Here is a 20,109-nt window from a genome sequence, read left to right as displayed (position 1 = left end):
ATCATGGCCAAGCTTTTCGAACCCACCAAGGTTGGCGATATCGCCGTCAAGAACCGCATCGTCATGGCGCCGCTCACCCGCAACCGTTCGCCGGGCGCGATCCCCAACGACCTCAATGTCGAATATTACCGCCAGCGCGCCACGGCGGGCCTGATCATCACCGAAGCGACCGCGATCACCCATCAGGGCCAGGGTTATGCCGACGTGCCCGGTCTCTACAGCAAGGAAGCGCTCGACGGCTGGAAGCGCGTGACCGACGCCGTCCACACCGCCGGCGGCAGGATCGTCGTCCAGATGTGGCATGTCGGCCGCATCTCGCACACGACGCTGCAGCCGGACGGCGGCAAGCCGGTTTCCTCGACCAATCGCGTCGCCAAGGCAAAGACCTATCTGGTCAACGCCGACGGAAGCGGCAGCTTTGCCGATACCTCCGAGCCCCGCGCGCTCGAAACCTCCGAAATCCCCGGCATCGTCGAGGATTACCGCAAGGCAGCCCGCGCCGCGATCGATGCCGGCTTCGACGGTGTCGAGATCCATGGCGCCAATGGTTATCTGCTCGATCAGTTCATCCGCGATGGCGTCAACGATCGCACCGACCAATATGGCGGCTCGATCGAGAACCGCGCTCGCCTGACCTTCGAAGTCGTCAATGCTGTCGTCAGGGAAGTCGGCGCAGGCCGCACCGCAATCCGCATCTCGCCGGTGACGCCGTCGGGCGAAAGCTATGATTCCAATCCGCAGGCGACCTTCACCCATGTCGTCGAAGGGCTGGCGAAATACGGCCTCGCCTATATCCACGTCATCGAAGGCCAGACCGGCGGCGAGCGCGACTACAAGCAAGGCGACAACCCCTCCTTCGATTACAAGGCGCTGCGCCAGGCCTATGAAACCGCCGGCGGCAAGGCCAGCTGGATGGTCAACAACGGCTATGACCGCGATCTCGCGATCGATGCCGCCGAAAGCGGCCGCGCCGATCTCGTCGCTTTCGGCAAGCCCTTCATTGCCAATCCCGATCTCGTCGAACGGCTGGCAAAGAACCTGCCGCTCAACACGCCCGACCAGTCGACCTTCTACGGTGGCGCCGCCAAAGGCTACCTCGACTATCCCACCCTCGAAAAGATCGCTTGAGACTTCTTCTACGCATCAAGAAATCCCATCGAGAGGTGGGATTTCTGCGTTGAGTATCCCTATATGGGACGCATGTTTGCTTCCCATCTCGATCGCTGGTCCCTCATATCGGACGGCGAGCCCATCATCACCCATTCGAGCCGCCTGCTGCCGGTCCTCTGGCAGGAGAGGCCCGCCATGTTGAAAGTCGCGACCGATATCGACGAACGATACGGCGCCCTGTTGATGCAATGGTGGGACGGCGACGGCGCTGCGCATGTCTATGCCCACGAAGACGACGCCGTATTGCTGGAAAGGGCAACCGGGAAACGCTCGCTGCTTGCCATGGCGATGAACGGAGAAGACGACGAAGCGAGCCGCATTCTCTGCCGCACCGCAGCCCGGCTGCATGCTCCGCGCGAAAGACCGCTCCCCGATCCCATTCCCCTCACCCTCTGGTTCCGCGAACTCGAGCCAGCCGCCGCCAAATATGGCGGCACGCTTGCCGATTGCTCGGCGGTCGCCAACGTCCTCCTTGCCGATCAGCGCGATCTCTCCGTCCTCCATGGCGACATCCACCACGGCAACATTCTCGATTTCGAGGAGCGCGGCTGGCTGGCGATCGATCCGAAACGGCTCCGCGGCGAGCGCGGTTTCGATTTCGCCAATATCTTCGCCAACGAGGAATTGCCCACCATTACCGACCCCGCCCGTTTCCGCCGCCAGCTCGACATCGTCTCGGCAGAAGCCCGGCTGGAGCCGAAGCGGCTGCTGCAATGGATCGCCGCCTATTCGGGCCTTTCCGCCGCCTGGTTCCTTGGCGACCCCAATATCGAGCAGGCGGAGACGGCCTTGACGGTCGCGCGGATCGCGCTTTCCGAGCTTCGGGCCTAGAGCATGTCGCCGCGCAATGAGGTTCGCGCCTCAACTGGCGCTGGGTCGCGGATTGATTCCTCAGAGATTTTCCTTGAGAAGGACCTCGATCCTTATTCTCTCCTGTTCCGCCAGCGGCTCGCGGGCGTCCGAGCGAGCCCGCATGATACGGATTGCGCTTCGCACCGCATGACCAGGGTCCTGTGCGATGACGGCGTCGATGCGGTCGTCGCGCAAGGCTTCCTCGCTGAACGGCGTACGCTCATGGACGACCACTGCGAGGTTGACGAGATCGACTTTCCCAGCGGTTGCCGAAAGAGGAATGCGCGCCTCGGAACTCAGAACATAAACGGCAATGATGTCCTTGTTGTTATCGAGCACGCGCCCGATGATCTCGTTCGCGCGCCGCTCATCGGCATGCGTCTCTATCGAAGGAAGAGACCTAAGGAACGGGAATCGCTCATTAATTATGGTGTCGAAACCGTGCCGGCGCTGAATGCTGTCAAGCGATTGCATCGTCTCGGCCACCACCATCACCTTGCCCGGCGTTCGGCAGGCAAATGTGCCGATCAGCTTTCCGGCGGTCGCCCCGGCCGCGAAATTGTCCACGCCGACGAAATCGGCCGCGGGAAGCTTTTCCTGGCCGGACAGAAACTGCACGACCTTGATGTTTCGTTCGAGCAGCCGCGCCACGGCATCGCGCACCTGGGGCGATTCCGGCGCCATCAGCGCCACTCCGTCGAGTTCTTCCTCACCTATTCCAGCAAGATACTTCGCCACCCCATGCGCGTCGTCGGTGGAAATTTGAACATAATCGATATCGGTAAGATCGCCCTTCAGGGCTTGCCCCAACTCCTCCACCCGTCGCAAAAGCTCGCGAAGATAAAGATCGCCAGACTTGGGCAGGACAAACCTGAACCGATAGCTCTTGTTGCGCGCCAGGCTCACAGCCGCCGGGTTGCGGATAAAGCCAATCCGTTCAATGGCTTCGTGAACGCTGCGAACCGCTTTTTTGCTCACGTTCGGGCGATCGTTCAATACGCGATCAACGGTCGCGAGGCTGACGCCGGCGGCTTCCGCAAGGTCTTTTGCTGTTGGCCGCATAAGGGCTCCTGATGCGATTTGGACGGTTCACGTTTCCCTCAAAAAAATGAAAATTGCAAGAATTGAAGTGCGCACCTCAAAATTTGCTTGCGCTGAGGTGCGCACCTCAGTTATAAATAATTTACGACGGGCTCTTCGGGCCAGACCGGAAAGGGCAGTCGATAACGCGGCCACAGCGCGCTCCAGCATATGCGCCCTTGCCGCAATGCTTTTCATTCACCCTCGCGATGGAGGTCGGGAGGTTCAACGGGAGGATCGCAGTTATGAAGTCTCTTTTGATGAGCTCGGCACTCGCTGCCGGGATGTATATCGTCGCGTCTGCCGGTACGGCTTCGCATACCCAGGCCGCAGACCTCACCCTGTGCTGGGCGGCATGGGATCCTGCCAATGCGCTCGTCGAGCTCAGCAAGGATTTCGAGGCGAAGAGCGGCAACAAGATGCACTACGAATTCGTGCCGTGGCCGAATTTTGCAGATCGCATGCTCAACGAACTGAATTCCGGCGGCAAACTCTGCGACCTGCTGATCGGCGACAGCCAGTGGATCGGCGGCGCGGCCGAGAACAAGCAGTACGTCAAGCTCAACGATTTCTTCGACAAGGAAGGAATCAAGATGGACGATTTCATCCCGGCTACCGTCGTCGGATATGCCGAATGGCCGAAGAACTCGCCCAACTACTGGGCAATGCCGGCCTTCGGCGACGTGGTCGGCTGGACCTATCGCAAGGACTGGTTCTCACGTCCCGAATTGCAGGCCGAGTTCAAGAAGAAATACGGCCGTGATCTCGCCGTTCCGAAGAACTGGGACGAATTGGTCGATATTGCCCAGTTCTTTCAGGGGCGCGAAATCGACGGCAAGAAGGTCTACGGCGCGGCGATCTATACGGAACGGGGCTCCGAAGGCATCACCATGGGCGCGATGAATGCGCTCTACAGCTACGGCTTCGAATATCAGAACCCGAAAAAGCCCTACGATCTCGAAGGTTTCGTCAACTCGCCCGATGCAGTCGCCGGGCTTGAAGAATACAAGAAGCTCTACGATTGCTGCACGCCGCCCGGCCATTCCGACGCCTACATGACCCAGGACGTCGACGCCTATAAATCCGGCCAGGTCGCATTGCAGATGAACTTCACCTTCACCTGGCCGGGGATCAACGCCGATGGCAATGTCGGCGGCGACAAGTCTGGCTACTTCCCCAATCCGGCCGGCCCGAAGGGTGTGCAGTTTGCCCAGCTCGGCGGCCAGGGCATTTCGGTCGTCGCCGCTTCCGACAAACAAACGGAAGCGCTCGACTACATCAAGTGGTTCGGTCAGCCTGAAATCCAGCAGAAATGGTGGAAGCTCGGCGGCTACTCCGCGCTCCGGGCAGTCGTGGAAGATCCGGGCTTCGCCTCCAGCCAGCCCTACTCCAAGCCGTTCCTCGATTCGATGGCGATCGTGAAGGACTTCTGGGCCGAACCTGCCTACGCCTCTCTCCTCCAGGCATCGCAGAAGCGCTTCCACGACTATGTGGTCGCAAACCAGGGCAGCGCTAAAGTCGCGCTCGACGGCCTCGTGAAGGATTGGAGGGGCGTCTTCGAGGACGACGGAAAATACTGACGCTGACAGCCGCTTTCTCCCAGCAGTGGGCGTCGCGCAGGGCCGGCCATGTGGACCGAGCCGGCCCTGCATACCACCATCTTTCATGCCAAGGAGATGAACATGCTCCATTCCCCGATCGATCGGGTCGCCAGCGCGACTCCGCCTGCAATCGCGGCCCGGGTCAAAGGCCTGTCCGATCGCGCAATAGCCTGGCTCTTCGTAACACCGTCGATCGTGTTGTTGCTCGCCATCAACATCTTTCCACTGATCTGGACGATCAGGCTGAGTTTCACCAACTTCAGGGTGAACCGGCCCAACGCGCCGATCGAGTTCGTCGGCTTGCGCAACTACATCAACATCCTGACGGATAGCGATATCTGGCAGAGCATGCAGGCCACCGCTCATTTCCTGATCTGGACCATCGTGCTGCAGGTGCTGATCGGCTTTTCGCTTGCCTACCTGATCAACAAGAAGTTCCGCGGCAACGACCTATGGACGACGATCATCGTGCTTCCGATGATGCTGAGCCCCGCCGTCGTCGGCAACTTCTGGACCTTTCTCTACCAGCCGCAAATCGGCCTGTTCAACTACGTGGTCGGCTTCCTTACAGGGAACGATCCTTCCAGCTTCTCGATGATCGCCAACACGTCGCTGGCACCTTGGGCCATCGTCATCGTCGACACCTGGATGTGGACGCCCTTCGTGATGCTGATCTGTCTTGCAGGACTGCGCTCCATTCCAGACAGCATTTACGAGGCGGCCGAATGCGACCGCGCGAGCAAATGGCGTCAGTTCTGGACCATCACCATCCCGATGGTGCTGCCGTTCCTGATGCTGGCCGTCCTCTTCCGCGGCATCGAGAATTTCAAGATGTTCGACCTCGTGGTTCAGCTGACCGGCGGCGGTCCGGGATCGATCACCGAACTGACCTCGATCAATTTGAAGCGCGCCGCTTTCGAGCAATGGCGAACCGGCTACGCATCCGCCTACGCCGTCATTCTTTTCGTCACCGTCTTCGGCCTTGCGTCGATCTACGTCAAAGCTCTGAACAAGGTGAAACAACGATGAGCTATTCCGTAACCGAACCATCCGGGCGTCAGAAGTGGGTTGCCGGTATTCTGGTCGTCTTCTACGCCGTTGTCACCCTCCTTCCGCTGCTGTGGATCATCGGGACCGGTTTCAAATCACCTGAGGACGCGATCGCCTATCCGCCCAAAATGGTGTTCCAGCCGACGGTCGAGGGATATGTGAACCTCTTCACGACCCGCACCCGCGTGCCTGAGGATCAACTCAAGGCACTGGGCGAGCCGACGACCTGGTACGATAAACTGGTCCGCAAGGAGGGCGTCGTCATTACCGGTGCTTCGCGCTTTGCCGAGCGGTTCTATAATTCCGTCATCATCGGATTTGGCTCGACCGTCCTGTGCATCACGCTCGGCACGGCGGCTGCCTATGCCTTTTCGCGGTTCAAGGTGCCGTTGAAGGACGATCTTCTCTTCTTCATTCTGTCGACGCGCATGATGCCGCCGATCGCCGTCGCCATCCCGATCTTCCTGATGTTCCGATCGCTGGGTCTCAGCGACACGCATGCCGGCATGATCCTGCTCTATACCGCGGTGAACCTGTCCCTCTCGGTCTGGCTGCTGAAGGGTTTCATCGACGAAATCCCGATCGAATACGAAGAGGCGGCACTGATCGACGGCTATACGCGCTTCCAGGCCTTCTACAAAGTCGTGCTGCCCCAGGCCGTCACCGGCATCGCATCGACGGCGATCTTCTGCCTGATCTTCGCATGGAACGAATATGCCTTTGCCGTCCTCCTCACATCGGGCAACGCGCAAACGGCGCCGCCGTTCATCCCGACGATCATCGGCGTCAGCGGCCAGGACTGGCCCGCCGTCGCCGCCGGCGCCACCATCTTCCTGGTGCCGGTCATGGTCTTCACGATCCTGCTTCGCAAACATCTCCTGCGCGGCATTACCTTCGGAGCGGTCCGCAAATGACGACCTTTCTCAATCGCCTGTTCCGCCTGCGCCGCGATGCATGGGAAATGGTGGCGTCGATCCTGATCGCGCTTGGCGTCGTCATGCTGATGCAGCCCCTGTCGCTGTCGCTCTACTCCTACTCTTTCATCGTGACGCTTGTGGGAACAGTGATGTTCGTCGTCGTCAGCCATTTCCCGGAGTGAAGCATGGCACAGATCAGAATTCAGAATGTGCGCAAGGATTTCGGAGCCTTCAACGCGGTGAAGGCTTCCACCTTCACCGTTGAAGACGGCGAGTTCTTCATGCTTCTCGGCCCGTCCGGCTGCGGCAAGACGACAACCCTGCGGATGATGGCTGGGCTCGAGCTTCCAACCAGCGGCGAAATCTACATCGGCGGCGAAGAGGTGGGGATGAAGAGGGCGAGCGAGCGCGACATCGCCTTCGTCTTCCAGATGTTCGCTCTCTATCCCCACATGAACGTCCGCAAGAACATTTCCTATCCCTTGGTGAGCCAGGGCATGAGGAGGGCCGAGGTCACCGCGCGCGTCGCGGAAGTCGCAAAGATCCTGAAGATCGAGAACATCCTCGATAAGCCGGTCGGTGGCCTCTCCGGCGGCGATCGGCAGCGCGTCGCGCTCGGTCGCGCCATCGTGCGCAATCCGAAGGCCTTCCTCATGGACGAGCCGCTCGGCGCGCTCGACGCCGAGTTCCGCGAGCACATGGCCGAAGAATTGCGGGCTCTGCATGATCGCATGGGCGCGACCACCGTTTATGTGACCCATGACCAGCTGGAAGCCATGCAGATGGGCGACAAGATCGTGGTGATGAACCACGGCGTCGTCGAACAATTCGGCAAGCCCCAGCAGATCTACGACTGGCCAGCGACGAAGTTCGTTGCGAAATTCATCGGCTCGCCGCCGATGAATTTCCTCGAATTTGAAGGCTCGATCGGCGCCGGCGACGACCAGGTCAGCCTCGCCGGACACGTGATGAAGGTTCCGGTCTGCCGGGACGAACGCCTTGGCAAACTCGCCCTGGGCGTAAGACCCGAACATATCAGCTTCAGCGACGATTCAGCCTATCGCGGGCGGGTTATTGCCGTCGAATATCTAGGCACGACGCAGATCGTCACGATCGACACCGCCCACGGTGAGATCAAGGCCCGCACACCGTCCAATCAATCCGCACATGTCGACGAACTGATCGGCCTGGATTTCGATTCCAGGAACCTGACGATCTTTGACTCTGCGACCGGAAACGCGCTTGTTTCCGAGGCCAACGAAGGAGTGGTGCGCCGTGGCTGAGGTCATCCTGAAAAACATCACCAAATCCTTCGCCGGCCATCGTGCACTCGATGACGTCTCGATGATCGTCCCCGACGGCTCGTTCGTGGTCCTTCTCGGACCGACGGGTGCGGGCAAGACGACGACTTTGCGCATGGTGTCCGGCCTCGACAACCCCGATGTCGGCGAAGTCATGATCGGCGGACGGTCCATGCGCGGCCTGACGCCGGCCCAGCGCAACGTCGCCATGGTGTTCCAGCAATATTCGCTCTATCCGCATCTGTCGGTCCGCCAGAACCTGGAATTTCCCCTGAAGTCGCCCTTGCTGAAGACGCCGCAGCGCGTGATCGACGAGAAGGTGAACGCGATTGCGGAAATCCTCCAGATCTCCCACAAGCTCGACAACAAGGCGACCGCGCTATCGGGCGGAGAAATGCAGCGCGTGTCGATCGGGCGCGCACTGGTCAGGAACCCGCAGATCTATCTGATGGATGAGCCGCTGAGCTCACTCGACGCCAAGCTTCGCGCCGATCTCCGAATCGAGCTCAAGAATATCCAGGCCAGATCCGGCGCGACGCTGCTCTATGTCACCCACGACCAGGTCGAGGCGATGACGATGGCAACCCATGTCGGCGTTCTCCAAGAGGGCAGGCTCGTCCAGTTCGGCTCCCCGCGTGAGATCTACGAACATCCGGTCAGCATCTACGCCGCGACGCGCCTCGGGCAGCCCCGCATCAATGTCATTCCCGCGGAGCTCTTCCCAGGCGCGCCGGCGAAGGCCAAATCGATCGGCTTGCGGCCCGAGCATATCGATCAGGGCGATGGCCAGGATGCGACGGTTACGCGCGTCGAACATCTCGGCGATCAGACGCGCCTCCACATCACGTTCAAGACACATAATCTGATCACCGTCACCGACGCCCATACCGAGCTCAAGGGCGGTGAAACCATCAAGATCCAGCCGAACAAGCCGCTCTATTTCGACGCGGCCGGCATGCGCTTAGTTTAAGGGAGGCGAGAATGTCACAGTTCCTCAACAGCAAGGAAAACGCGGTCACCGAAGCACTCGACGGCCTTCTGGCCGCATCCGGCGGCGCGCTCACCCGCCTCGACGGATATCCGCATATTCGCGTCGTCGTCCGCTCCGATTGGGACAAGGGCAAGGTTGCGATCGTCTCCGGCGGCGGCTCGGGACACGAGCCCGCACACGCCGGTTTCGTCGGCAAGGGGATGCTGACTGCAGCCGTATGCGGCGATGTCTTTGCCTCGCCGAGCGTGGACGCGATCCTTGCCGGTATCCTGGCCGTCACCGGACCAGCCGGCTGCCTGCTCATCGTGAAGAACTATACCGGCGACCGCCTCAATTTCGGTCTCGCCGCCGAACGCGCACGCGCCTTTGGCCTGAACGTCAGCATGGTCATCGTGGATGACGACATCGCGCTGCCGGATCTCCCGCAGTCCCGCGGCGTGGCCGGAACCCTGTTCGTTCACAAGATCGCGGGTGCGCTCGCCGAGAGCGGCGCCGACCTCGGGGCGGTGAGCAAAGCCGCGCGCCGGGTGATCGAAAACACCAGTTCGATCGGCATGTCGCTCGATACGTGCACAGTGCCGGGCTCTCCGAAGGAGCACCGAATTCCGGACGGTCACGCCGAGCTCGGTCTCGGCATTCACGGTGAAGCCGGTGTCGAGCAGGTCGAATATTCGGGTGCGAAAGGCGCGGTCGCCGCGATGGTCGAGCGTCTTGCGCAATCGATGGATGACAGATCTCACGTCGTCCTCGTGAACAACCTCGGCGGCACCTCGGTCCTGGAAATGTCGGTCGTCGTTCACGAACTCCTCCAGTCAGCCATCGCGGGCAGGATTTCACACATCGTCGGACCGGCGCCGATGATGACGTCTCTCGACATGCAGGGATTCTCAATCTCGGTCTTCCCTGCCGGCAAGGCAGAACTGGAGCTTCTTTCCAAGCCGGTTGAACTTGCCGCCTGGCCGGGCGTGACAGCCGTCAAACCTGTTACGGTGCTTTCGCTGCCGGACGGATTGACGCCGATCGCCCCGATTGCATCAAGGCACGAACCCACCCGCCAGTTCCTGACGGATTGCTGCAATCTTCTCATCGGCGCGGAGAGGGACTTGAATGCGCTCGATGCGAAGTCGGGCGACGGCGATACCGGTTCGACCTTGGCCGGTGCTGCCCGCGCGCTCATCGAGGCGCTTGATCGTCTCCCCCTCTCTGATCACACCCAGCTCTTCCGGGCCATGGGGCAGGAACTCAGCCAGACCATGGGCGGCTCCTCGGGTGTGCTTCTCGCAATCTTCTTTGCCGCGGCCGGCGATGGCGCATCGAGCGGGCTGAGCATTCGCGAAGCCCTCAAGGCCGGCCTCTCCCGAATGCAGGAGATCGGCGGCGCGCGTCTGGGCGATCGGACGATGGTCGATGCTCTCTCGCCGGCCCTGGATGCGCTCGACGTGGGATTTGCCGCGGCTGCGGAAGCCGCCCGCGCCGGCGCGGACCTGACCGCCACGCTCGTTCATGCGAAAGCCGGACGCGCCGCATACATCAACGCCAAGCAGCTCGAAGGCCATATCGATCCCGGCGCGGAAGCGGTGGCCCGGCTCTTCGAATTCCTGGCTCTCCGCCCCGATGAGGCGGCAGAGACCGGCAGGCGCATCACCGGCTGAATGTCGACAATGACGATTATCCAGGACATGGAACTTGGCGGGCCTATCTCAGCGATCGAAATGAAGCGTTACCAACCTTAACGAGGTGAAACCGGCGAATGCGCAATGAAGGCGGCCGCTGTGTCGTGATGCGGTTCGGGCAGGCAGCCGAGGGCCACGAGTGTGGCTCTCACCGCCTCATCGATCGGTGTGCGCGGCTCCTTGCCGAGTTCGGCCACAAGCTTGGCGTTGCTCATCCTGAGCGGCACCTTCCAGAGATAGCGCATTTCCTTGATCTCCCTCATGATGGGCATAAAAGGCGCGGCGAGCGGCACGATCCACCACGGGAAGCCGGCGATCTTTGCTTTGCCACCGGAAACGCGCTTGATCGCTTCCGCCATCTGCATGCCATCGGCATCCCAGAAGCCATCCATATGATAAACGGCAAAGGGCGGCAGCCGATCGGCCCGCTCGATGAGCTGGACGATGGTTTCCGCCATGTCGGGCAGAAAGGTCCACTGATGGCCGACGCCGCGCCGTCCCGGATTCTTGATCGTGCCAACCGGCTTGCCCGCCGTCACCAGCCCCGATGAAAACCAGCTGTTGGCCGTTGCGCCCGGACCGAAGAAATCGCCGGCCCGCACGATGATCGCGCCCGCGCCGGATTGCGATGCCGCCTTCAGCCGCGTCTCCATCTCGACACGGATCGCACCCTTCCTGGTCACCGGATGCTGCGGGCTTTCCTCCGCCGGCGCCGGCAGAGCATCGGGACCGAAATTATAGACATTGCCCGGCAGAACGATGCGCGCACCGACGGCGCGAGCGGCGGCAATGGTATTGTCGAGCATCGGCAGCACGAGCTTTTCCCAGTCGCGATAGCCGGGCGGATTGACCGCGTGGACAATCAGGTCAACACCTTCAGCCGCCTCCAGCACGTCGCTGGCATTCATCGCGTCGCCCTGCACCCATTCGAATGCCGGCTCGTTCTTCGATGCCTTGGCGGCGTCGCGGTTGAGCGCCCGGATGCGCCACCCGCGGGCGAGAAGCTTGCGGGCGATTGCGCCGCCGATGCCGCCGGTCGCGCCGAGAACCAGCGCCGTGATCTTCGTCTCTCCACTCATCGCAATCATCTCCTTTCAATTGCATGAGATGACTATGCCCCTGCTTTCCGATAAACAAAATTGACGAAATAAGTGGATCAGTTATACAAAAACATATGCCTCTCGAACCAAGCTGGGATTTCTACCGCAGTTTCCTGACCGTGCTCCAGCAGGGGTCGCTTTCGGCCGCCGCGCGCGAACTGGGGCTGACGCAGCCGACCATAGGCCGCCATGTCGACGCACTGGAACAGGCGATCGGCGCCGAGCTCTTCATCCGGTCGCCGAACGGCCTCGTGCCAACCGACGCCGCACAGGCGCTGAAACCCTATGCCGAAACGCTGGCGGCAACCGCCGCCGCCCTTTTGCGCACCGCATCCGGCGAGCGCGAGAGGGTAGCCGGAACGGTCAGGGTCAGCGCCAGCGAGGTCGTCGCCGTCGAGATCCTGCCTCGGATTCTCGGGCCGCTGCAGGAAGCCTATCCCGAACTCCACATCGAGCTCTCGGCATCCGATGCGATCGAAGATCTGGTAAATCGCGAGGCCGATATCGCCGTACGCATGGCCGAGCCGCAGCAGGATGCTCTCATCGTGCGCCGCATCGGCGACATCCCGATCGGCTTCCACGCCCACCGCCGCTATCTCGAACGGCACGGCATTCCGCAAACCATGGCGGACCTCGCCAACCACCGGCTCATCGGCTTCGACCGGCAGACGGCCTACGTCCGCATGGTGATGAAACGCTATCCGGCGCCCGAAGGGATCAAATTCTCCTACAGGACCGACAGCAATCTTGCCCAGCTCTCCGCAATCCGCGCCGGCGTCGGCATCGGCCTCTGCCAGATCGGACTGGCCCGCGAAAACCCCGACCTCGTGCATGTGCTTCCCGATGCGTTCGAGATTCCGCTCGGCACATGGGTGGTCATGCACGAAAGCCTGAAGACCTCACCGCGCTGCCGCGCCACTTTCGACGCGCTGGTCAAGGGGATCCGGGCTTACCATCGTCATTCCACCGGCGCGCAAGCGGAGATCGAGATCGATTTTCGATGAGAATCATGGGCAATCTCGCAGCATCTATGGAGATAACGATGCACAAGCCGGTTGAACTCGTGAGCTATGACAGGGAATGGCCGGAAGCTTTCCAGCGCATCCGAGCCAAGCTGTTGGCTTTGCTGCCGCAGGCGCTCGCCATCGATCACGTCGGCAGCACCGCCATACCCGGTATGGCCGCCAAGCCCCTCATCGATATCGACATTGTCCTTCCCGGTCTGGAGCATATCGAGAATGCGACGCAGGTGCTTCTCTCGGAAAACTACGAACCGCGCGGCAACCGCTATGACGACGAGGTTTGGGCATTCTTATCGAGAGGTTCGATGCCGGCGGAGCGCGTCTACCTTTGCCCGGCCGGCAACGGCACGCATCGAAACAGGCTGGCTTTCCGGGATTATCTCATCGCGCATCCCGAGGCGGCGGCCGATTATGCCGCGCTGAAACGCAGGCTGGCAGCTGAATTCCGAATGGATGGCGATCGCTATACCACTGAGAAGCGCGAGTTTGTCGACACGATTGTCACGCGGGCATTGAGGGGCTAGGTGCATGTCGCGCAAAAGCGCGCGGTTGTGCGATAACGGCATGCGCAAAGACAAGGACTTAAATCGCAGCGAGCGAATCTGAAAGATCACGACGCGCTTTAGGGTTAATGTCCAGCGCTCTGCGAGGCTCCAGCCGATCGCTCCTGCCATAAGCCGTCGACCACCTCGGTTTCCGGCCGGTCACCGCCCTCAGCATATTCCTCATGCCATTTGCCGTTTTCGTCCTGCCAGCTGATCTCGGCGGAATCGCCGCCGACCTGCTGTTCGGCCGCGACGATGCGCGCAGCTTCGAGCGCCTCGGCATGGGTCGGGAATGCCTCGGAATAGACGCCTCCAAGCCTGTAGGCCCAACCGCCGTCATGCGGCACGACTTCATAGACCACCTTGATCATGCATCCGTCTCCTCATCATCTTGTTGCGCATTCGCATGCTTCCGGACAGGGTCCGGATCATCGCGGCCGCGTGACGAGAATTCGAGGACGCCGCGATCTGCTTTCCGGCCCCGATGGCGTTCAGTATTCCATTAAACGCCGAAGACTGCAAATAGCAGAGTGCCACCGTGCGCTTCCCTTCCGAAATCAGTGACTTAGTTAAAAGGCGTGAATCACAACGGGAGCCGAGGCTTGGGTATCGCGTCACGCCTTAACGAGGAGAGGTTTCTGGTCACCGCACTCGTCGTCGCGGTGATGGCCTATCTTCTGGAACACACGGTTATCGAGATGGGGCGCGGCTTGGCGCTCATCGCCACCGCCGCCTTGGTCGCCACCATCGTACTCGCCTCCATCCGCGTCGCCCATCATGCCGAACTCCTCGCCGTCAAGGTCGGTGATCCCTACGGCACGATGATTCTGACACTTTCGGCTCTCGCCGTCGAAGTCGTCATCCTCGCCACCATGATCAGCGGCGAGAGCTCGCCGACGCTCGTGCGCGACACGATCTACTCGGCCCTGATGTTCGATATCAACGGCATCCTCGGCCTCGCGGCCCTCCTTGGCGGCCTCAAGCATGGGGAGCAGCCCTACAACGACAATTCGGGCAAGACCTACGGCGTGATGATCCTGACCGCCATGGGCATTTCGATGATCGTGCCGGAATTCGTGCCGAGCGATAAGTGGCACTATTATTCCGCCTTTACCATCGTCGCGATGATCGCTCTCTACGGCCTCTTCCTGCGTATGCAGGTCGGCCAGCACAGCTATTTCTTCAGCTACAGCTATCCGCGCTCCGAGCGGAAGCGGGAAAGTCAGGAAGAACACGGCGCCGACGGACCGGCCGCTGTCTCGATCGCCACCATCCTCGTCGGCGTCGTCATCATCGGCCTGCTGGCGGAGTTCATGTCGGCTTTCATGACCGAAGGCCTGCGCGACAGCGGCGCGCCGATCGCGGTGACCGCCGTCGTCGTCGCGGCGATTTCGGCCGCGCCTGAAATCCTGACCGCGTTGCGGGCGGCGCTCAAGAACCGAATGCAGGCGACCGTCAACATCGCCATGGGCGCCTCGCTGTCGACGGTGATCCTGACGGTGCCCGTCATGGAGGCGATCGCACTCTATACCGGCCAGCCCTTCATCATGGCGATGACCCCGGTGCAGACGGTGATGGTAACGATCACCTTGATTGCCGCCGCGATCAACCTCAACGACGGCGAGACCAACGCCATAGAAGGCATGACGCATTTCATCCTCTTCGCCACCTTCGTCATGCTGACGGCGCTTGGTCTCTGAGGGCTCCCTCACCGCGGAAAAAGGGAAAGAACAGGCTGTTTAGGCGGACTGTTGGGCGAAGAGCAGGCGTTCGCGGGCCGCGAACCATTCCTCGGCGTAATCGTCGTTCTTGTGTTCCTCGAAATAAGGCCCGCCATCGGTGAAATGGACGTTCTTGGCGTCTTCGCGGTAGTCGTATTCATTGACGAGGTAATTCCACGTCACCGGCAATTCGCCGATGAGGTCTTCATTCTCCAGCCATTTGAACTGATGGAGTTGCAGCCCGGTCGCGGTATTGACGTAGTCGGGCGTCAGCGCGCGGCATTCGTCATTGTTGAAGAGGATGAGGCTCGACCAATTCTTCTTTTCGTACTTGGTCTGTGCCTGGCCGAGGAACTTGGTGTCGATCTTCGGCTGGTAATCGTGTTTGACGCACATGGCGGCGTAACGCTCGTCGCGCAATGCCCAAAGCTCGGCGATATCGGCACGCATCAGCATGTCGCAATCCATGAAGATGCTCCAGCCGTCGTAACCGCTGAGATAGGGCGTCAGGAAACGCGAGAAGGAAAACTCCGTGGATTGCATCGCGTTGCGCTGGCGGGTGAAAATCCCGCCAAGGTTGGAGAGCGCAATGGGCGAGAACTCGATCGGGATCGACGACTTCTCGATGATGCTCTGCACGAGAACGTGGTAGGCGACCACTTCCTTGGGATCGAATCCCACAAATATTCGAACGTTCTGTTGTTCCATTGTCCACCTTGATCGCCAGTATCGGCAACAGCTTTCGTGGCCACCCACGCCTGTTAGCAAAGGCCCGCGACAGTCATCCCTTCGACTTTTCGAGAAAACGCTGCTTGCGGGTTTTCGGTTTGAACCGCCGAAAGAAATTGTCGACGGCGCGGATGAACTTGGTGACGGACATCAGCCTGTCGATCTGGCTGTTCGTATTGTCGAGCCGCTCCGACAAGACCTCAGCCGCAGTCATCGCGATCTCGATCGGCGGCACCTCAGGAAACCGTTTGGCGAGCGCCGAATAGGGGCTGGCATCGACGCCGCCCATCATCGAGATCGATCCCATGCGCGCAAAGAGACGCAGGAAGATCTGCTCGAACGTCCAATCGTGCACGTCGAACACCTTCCACTTCTCGCTCCGTTTCGCCGAAAAGCCGGCAAGCAGGATCTTGCCCGGCAACTGCAGATCGGCGAGCCACAGCGCCACCGCAAAGCCGCTCGTCGCGATCTTGCCGATCGGATAGAGATCGGCGAGCATTTGCGTCAGATCAAGGTGACGGGCCTTAGCGCCTTCGAAGCGGCTCTTTTCGCTGAGATTTTCCTCGACGGAGACCCGGATGTTGACGACGCCGAGGAAATCGTCGCCGCCAAAGAACCGCAAGACATCCGCCGCCTCGCGCCGGTGGACGATATGGGCGCCCATCACGTCGCTGCGAGCAACCAGCATGGAATGGCCGACGAAGGGTTCGTCGAGCACCTTGTAGACCTTGTTGAAGAAGACGTAGAGCGCCGTCTCCGGCAATTCGCTCCGCAGCCGTTCAATATCGACCGCCTCGCTGTTTGCTACCAGCACGATATGGGAATAGCCCGACAACAACGCCTTCCACGCTTCCGGCGTCAGGAAATTGAAGCCACCATCCGGAGTGGTCGTAGCCTTGTTATCGCTGGGGATTGCTTCCATATCGCCTCACATGCACTTTCCAAGGACGACGCGTTCCGCCCGCCCGACTAGCTGTTGCTGAAATAGGCGCGCATCCGGGCAAGCCGCGTCAGCCCGCCGATCTGCTTTCCCACATGCGAGAGGAAGCCCGCCACTCGGTCCGTCGTCGACGGTTGCCTGCAGAAAGACGCCCAGGACGTGTTGCGAAGATCTTCGGCATAACGATCGGCCATCCGCCGGTGCACCCAGGGAACGTTCGCCTGCCACGGCTTCTTGCGGCCGGTAAAATGAAAGATGGCCGGCCGGCCGACGAAAGGCAGCAGGCCCGTCTGCGTATTCCAGCGCGGATCGAGCACCAGCCAATCGCTATCGAAAGTGACGTTCAGTGCATCCTGGTCGTTGTTCTCGAACAGGTGCGACCGTTCCTCGAAGATCTCCCGGGTCCTTGCGAAAAGCCCCCTCGCCCGGCAGGCCGACCAGTCGAACAGCAACACGCCGGCATTGAAGTAACGGCCGCCCTCGCTCATGCCGATCTTGCGCTGGCGTGCGCCGGCCTTTTCGGGAAAGGCCATGACATAGTCGTCGACGGCAGCAAGCGCCTTGCCTTGGAGATCCCGCGTGAAGAGTTCGTCGACGGATGCCACCGCGAGCACATCGGCATCGAGGTAAAGCAGGCGCTCGATATGTTCTGGTATATCCCGATCCATATAGAGCCGCGCCAGCGTGGCGGCGGACCAGCGGCCCCGCGCCTGGAGGCCGGTGTCGGGCGTCTTATAGGGCAACACCCTAATCGCCATACCGTGAAGCCGCCCAAAATTATCGACCTCGGCGACCTCGTGCGGCTTGAGGTCAATGCCGAGAAGCAGGAACTCTACATCAGCATTGGTAAGATTGCGCTTGACGGAAAGCAGAGTGCAGCAGGCGGCCGGGAGCATGTTAACGTCAGAACAGACGATGACGGCACTCTGCTGCAAAATCCGGACCCCCGAAGCGGCAATTTGAACTTGATGCCGGATATCTAGTTGGTTTGGCGTCCGCCCGCAACAGCAGATCACCCGCCCCACCGGCACTCCCCGTCACGTTTTGAATCGGAATTCAACGACTTGCGAGGCGAAGTGGATTCAATGCGGCAACGGGTTGAATCGGGATGTGAACTTGGAGCCTTTCCTGGTCAGATTGCAGCATTCTGTTGGCTCAAACGGAGTTGGATGGTCGACCGGCCGGCGCGCGTCGGGCGATCGGCTCGGACGTACCTGCGGGTATGCCCGTCGCCAATCGCCTTTGCCCTGACGAAAACCTGCTCCGGCAGAACGCTGCAATCTGACCAGGAAAGGCTCTAAAGCCGCAGCGCCAAAGGATGATCGACGAGCAGCCGGTCGACGGTGGCAAGCTGCAAGCCTTCGACCTTGCACTGCGCCAGCAGCAGCCGATCAAAGGGATCACGCGTCTCCGGCTCGGGGTCGGCGGCAGTAATCACATGCTGAATTTCGATCCCCAGCAGGATCAGCCCTATTTCCTCAAGAGAACCGGCAATGTCTTCGAGCGGCATGCCGGGATCCAACTTTCCCAGACGAGCCTTGATCGCCGTTTCCCAAAGGCTCGCGACGCTGACGAAGCCCACGGTTTTGCTGTCGCCGAGCAGCGACGCGATCTCCGGAAATCGCGCGCCAGCATCCTTCCTCAGGATCGCGAGAACGATGTGAGTATCAAGAAGAAGTCTCATGACTCCGGCAAAGGCCTCAGGAGGAAATCCTCCGGCAGCGGATCGTCAAAATCATCCGCGATGAACGGCACCGGATTGGTAATACCCCGAGCACGAAGATAGGCCTGACCGGCCTCCAGATTCAAACCGCCGCGTTTCTGATGCGGCACCAGGTCGAACACCGGTCGGCCGTTCCGCGTGACGACAATGGTCTCGCCTGCCTCGACCTCGCGGGCAAGCTCGGTCAGGCGGTTCTTCGCGTCACGGATCGAAACGGTCTTCATGATACCAAATGTAGCCACATGCAGCCACACCGTCAACGCCGGATAAATAAAAGGCCCGCCGTCACCGGCAGGCCTTCGATCGATATGATCGCGGTTCGTTTTACTTGCAGGCGCCGCAGAAGCGCTGGATGCGGCGGCAGGCTTCCTCGAGCAGATCTTCCGACGTCGCATAGGAGATGCGGAAATTCGGGCCGAGGCCGAAGGCGGAGCCGTGAACGACGGCGACGCCTTCCGATTCCAGAAGCTCGGAAACGAAATCTTCGTCCGTCTCGATGACCTTGCCCGACGGCGCCGTCTTGCCGATCAGGCCGGCGCAGGACGGATAGACGTAGAAGGCGCCTTCCGGCACCGGGCAGACGATGCCCTTGGCCTGGTTCAGCATGGACACGACGAGGTCGCGGCGACCTTCGAAGATTTTCTTGTTCGCCGGGATGAAGTCCTGCGTGCCGTTCAGCGCTTCGACAGCCGCCCACTGGGCGATCGACGTCGCACCCGAGGTCTGCTGACCCTGGATCATGTCCATTGCCTTGATGAGATGGAGCGGGCCGGCGGCATAACCGATACGCCAGCCGGTCATGGCATAGGCCTTGGAGACGCCGTTCATCGTCAGTGTGCGGTCGTAGAGGCTGGGCTCGACCTCCACGGGAGTGACGAACTTGAAGTCGCCATAGGTCAGGTGCTCGTACATGTCGTCCGTCAGCACCCAGACATGCGGATGCTTCATCAGCACGTCGGTCAGCGCCTTCAGTTCGGCATGCGTATAGGCCGCACCCGTCGGGTTGGACGGCGAGTTGAAGATGAACCACTTGGTCTTCGGCGTGATCGCCTTTTCGAGATCGGCGGCCTGGAGCTTGAAATTATGCTCCTGGGTGGCCGAAACGAACACCGGCGTGCCGCCGCAGAGCGCCACCATCTCCGGATAGGACACCCAGTAGGGCGCCGGAATGACGACCTCATCGCCCGGGTTCAGAGTCGCCATGAAGGCGTTGAACAGGATCTGCTTGCCGCCGGTGCCGACGATCGTCTGCTCCCAGGAATATTCCAGGCCGTTCTCGCGCTTGAACTTGGCGGCGATCGCCTTGCGCAGCTCAGGGATACCGGAAACCGGCGTGTACTTCGTCTCGCCGCGGTTGATCGCGTCGATGGCGGCCTTCTTGATATTGTCGGGCGTATCGAAATCCGGCTCGCCCGCGCCGAGGCCGATGACGTCGCGTCCTTTCGCTTTCAGCTCGCGCGCTTTCTGGGAAACGGCGATGGTGGCTGAAGGCTTCACACGGGAAAGAGCATCGGCAAGGAAGGCCATGATATCGGTCCTATTGGTTAAAACGGGCAGAAAGCCGGGACCGGAGTTCTGCGGTTAGCTCTATGTCCAATGTATGACGGCATTTCAAGGGCAAAGGCGTGATGGGGGCAATGATTCTTATCGATCGTTTTGCCGCACCGGCGGGCGGACCCGCCGTCGTTCTCACC

Annotated in this window: 22 protein-coding genes; 12 read left to right on the top strand and 10 right to left on the bottom strand. The window is 60.8% G+C overall.

What is annotated here, in order from left to right; all coding sequences use genetic code 11:
* Nucleotides 1-3: 3 nt before the first annotated feature.
* Nucleotides 4-1,128 (top strand): alkene reductase, encoded by a 1,125-nt coding sequence (locus HJB91_RS18525; protein WP_221155681.1) that lies wholly within the window; start codon nt 4-6, stop codon nt 1,126-1,128.
* 72 nt (nt 1,129-1,200) lie between these two features.
* On the top strand, nt 1,201-2,001 hold the full coding sequence (locus tag HJB91_RS18520) for an aminoglycoside phosphotransferase family protein (RefSeq protein ID WP_210631586.1): 801 nt from the start codon (nt 1,201-1,203) through the stop codon (nt 1,999-2,001).
* Nucleotides 2,002-2,061: 60 nt separating this feature from the next.
* Here HJB91_RS18520 and HJB91_RS18515 read toward each other — a convergent pair whose 3' ends face one another.
* Together HJB91_RS18515 and HJB91_RS18510 are read right to left on the bottom strand one after the other, a co-directional pair.
* Nucleotides 2,062-3,084, bottom strand: a complete 1,023-nt coding sequence (locus HJB91_RS18515; protein WP_210630509.1) for a LacI family DNA-binding transcriptional regulator — start codon at nt 3,082-3,084, stop codon at nt 2,062-2,064.
* Between the two features lie 27 nt (nt 3,085-3,111).
* A complete protein-coding gene (locus HJB91_RS18510) occupies nt 3,112-3,300 on the bottom strand; it encodes a hypothetical protein (RefSeq protein WP_221146985.1) in 189 nt (62 codons plus the stop codon).
* Between the two features lie 47 nt (nt 3,301-3,347).
* Here HJB91_RS18510 and HJB91_RS18505 point away from each other — a divergent pair, with 47 nt between their 5' ends.
* The 7 genes from HJB91_RS18505 to HJB91_RS18475 all read left to right on the top strand — a co-directional run bounded on the left by HJB91_RS18505 (nt 3,348) and on the right by HJB91_RS18475 (nt 10,614).
* On the top strand, nt 3,348-4,682 hold the full coding sequence (locus tag HJB91_RS18505; protein ID WP_221155680.1) for an ABC transporter substrate-binding protein: 1,335 nt from the start codon (nt 3,348-3,350) through the stop codon (nt 4,680-4,682).
* A gap of 102 nt (nt 4,683-4,784) precedes the next feature.
* The gene (locus tag HJB91_RS18500) at nt 4,785-5,732 is read left to right on the top strand and encodes a carbohydrate ABC transporter permease (protein ID WP_210630507.1); all 948 of its coding nucleotides are present in this window, start codon (nt 4,785-4,787) and stop codon (nt 5,730-5,732) included.
* Nucleotides 5,729-6,667 carry a carbohydrate ABC transporter permease gene (locus tag HJB91_RS18495; protein WP_210630506.1) on the top strand — a complete coding sequence of 313 codons (939 nt, stop codon included), beginning with the start codon at nt 5,729-5,731 and terminating at the stop codon, nt 6,665-6,667. Before HJB91_RS18500 ends, HJB91_RS18495 begins: the two co-directional genes overlap by 4 nt.
* On the top strand, nt 6,664-6,852 hold the full coding sequence (locus HJB91_RS18490) for a hypothetical protein (protein WP_097610864.1): 189 nt from the start codon (nt 6,664-6,666) through the stop codon (nt 6,850-6,852). The genes HJB91_RS18495 and HJB91_RS18490 overlap by 4 nt, the downstream gene beginning before the upstream one ends.
* A gap of 3 nt (nt 6,853-6,855) precedes the next feature.
* The gene (locus HJB91_RS18485) at nt 6,856-7,953 is read left to right on the top strand and encodes an ABC transporter ATP-binding protein (RefSeq protein ID WP_221146983.1); all 1,098 of its coding nucleotides are present in this window, start codon (nt 6,856-6,858) and stop codon (nt 7,951-7,953) included.
* On the top strand, nt 7,946-8,941 hold the full coding sequence (locus tag HJB91_RS18480; RefSeq protein WP_221146982.1) for an ABC transporter ATP-binding protein: 996 nt from the start codon (nt 7,946-7,948) through the stop codon (nt 8,939-8,941). Before HJB91_RS18485 ends, HJB91_RS18480 begins: the two co-directional genes overlap by 8 nt.
* Before the next feature lie 11 nt (nt 8,942-8,952).
* Nucleotides 8,953-10,614, top strand: coding sequence for a dihydroxyacetone kinase subunit DhaK (locus HJB91_RS18475; RefSeq protein ID WP_221155678.1), 1,662 nt, complete (start codon nt 8,953-8,955; stop codon nt 10,612-10,614).
* A 77-nt stretch (nt 10,615-10,691) separates the two neighbouring features.
* Here HJB91_RS18475 and HJB91_RS18470 read toward each other — a convergent pair whose 3' ends face one another.
* A complete protein-coding gene (locus tag HJB91_RS18470; RefSeq protein WP_221155676.1) occupies nt 10,692-11,714 on the bottom strand; it encodes an NAD-dependent epimerase/dehydratase family protein in 1,023 nt (340 codons plus the stop codon).
* Between the two features lie 95 nt (nt 11,715-11,809).
* On the opposite strand from HJB91_RS18470, the gene HJB91_RS18465 reads away from it, so the two are divergent.
* Entirely contained in the window at nt 11,810-12,739 is a 930-nt protein-coding gene (locus HJB91_RS18465; protein WP_221155674.1) for a LysR family transcriptional regulator, read from the top strand.
* Between the two features lie 32 nt (nt 12,740-12,771).
* On the top strand, nt 12,772-13,281 hold the full coding sequence (locus tag HJB91_RS18460; RefSeq protein WP_210631585.1) for a GrpB family protein: 510 nt from the start codon (nt 12,772-12,774) through the stop codon (nt 13,279-13,281).
* Between the two features lie 104 nt (nt 13,282-13,385).
* Here the strand turns inward: HJB91_RS18460 and HJB91_RS18455 are convergent, their stop codons facing one another.
* Complete coding sequence (locus HJB91_RS18455) at nt 13,386-13,673, bottom strand: DUF2188 domain-containing protein (protein WP_064804010.1); 288 nt, start codon at nt 13,671-13,673, stop codon at nt 13,386-13,388.
* A gap of 231 nt (nt 13,674-13,904) precedes the next feature.
* Between HJB91_RS18455 and HJB91_RS18450 the strand changes: the two genes are divergently transcribed.
* On the top strand, nt 13,905-15,002 hold the full coding sequence (locus tag HJB91_RS18450; protein ID WP_221155672.1) for a calcium:proton antiporter: 1,098 nt from the start codon (nt 13,905-13,907) through the stop codon (nt 15,000-15,002).
* A 39-nt stretch (nt 15,003-15,041) separates the two neighbouring features.
* Here the strand turns inward: HJB91_RS18450 and HJB91_RS18445 are convergent, their stop codons facing one another.
* The 6 genes from HJB91_RS18445 to HJB91_RS18420 all read right to left on the bottom strand — a co-directional run bounded on the left by HJB91_RS18445 (nt 15,042) and on the right by HJB91_RS18420 (nt 19,942).
* The gene (locus tag HJB91_RS18445) at nt 15,042-15,731 is read right to left on the bottom strand and encodes a glycosyltransferase (protein WP_210630499.1); all 690 of its coding nucleotides are present in this window, start codon (nt 15,729-15,731) and stop codon (nt 15,042-15,044) included.
* A gap of 73 nt (nt 15,732-15,804) precedes the next feature.
* A complete protein-coding gene (locus HJB91_RS18440) occupies nt 15,805-16,674 on the bottom strand; it encodes a 3-deoxy-manno-octulosonate cytidylyltransferase (RefSeq protein WP_210630498.1) in 870 nt (289 codons plus the stop codon).
* Nucleotides 16,675-16,721: 47 nt separating this feature from the next.
* Nucleotides 16,722-17,627 (bottom strand): glycosyltransferase family 8 protein, encoded by a 906-nt coding sequence (locus HJB91_RS18435; RefSeq protein ID WP_210630497.1) that lies wholly within the window; start codon nt 17,625-17,627, stop codon nt 16,722-16,724.
* 362 nt (nt 17,628-17,989) lie between these two features.
* Nucleotides 17,990-18,376, bottom strand: coding sequence for a type II toxin-antitoxin system VapC family toxin (locus tag HJB91_RS18430; RefSeq protein WP_210630496.1), 387 nt, complete (start codon nt 18,374-18,376; stop codon nt 17,990-17,992).
* Nucleotides 18,373-18,639, bottom strand: coding sequence for a type II toxin-antitoxin system Phd/YefM family antitoxin (locus tag HJB91_RS18425; RefSeq protein ID WP_210630495.1), 267 nt, complete (start codon nt 18,637-18,639; stop codon nt 18,373-18,375). The genes HJB91_RS18430 and HJB91_RS18425 overlap by 4 nt, the downstream gene beginning before the upstream one ends.
* Nucleotides 18,640-18,739: 100 nt before the next feature.
* Nucleotides 18,740-19,942, bottom strand: a complete 1,203-nt coding sequence (locus HJB91_RS18420; protein WP_221146978.1) for a pyridoxal phosphate-dependent aminotransferase — start codon at nt 19,940-19,942, stop codon at nt 18,740-18,742.
* Between the last annotated feature and the right edge of the window lie 167 nt (nt 19,943-20,109).

The organism is Rhizobium sp. NLR10b, assembly GCF_019685435.1.
Taxonomy (GTDB): Bacteria; Pseudomonadota; Alphaproteobacteria; order Rhizobiales; family Rhizobiaceae; genus Rhizobium.
The sequence above is the reverse complement of the archived record's forward strand: the minus strand, read 5'-3'. Positions and strand labels throughout refer to the sequence as shown.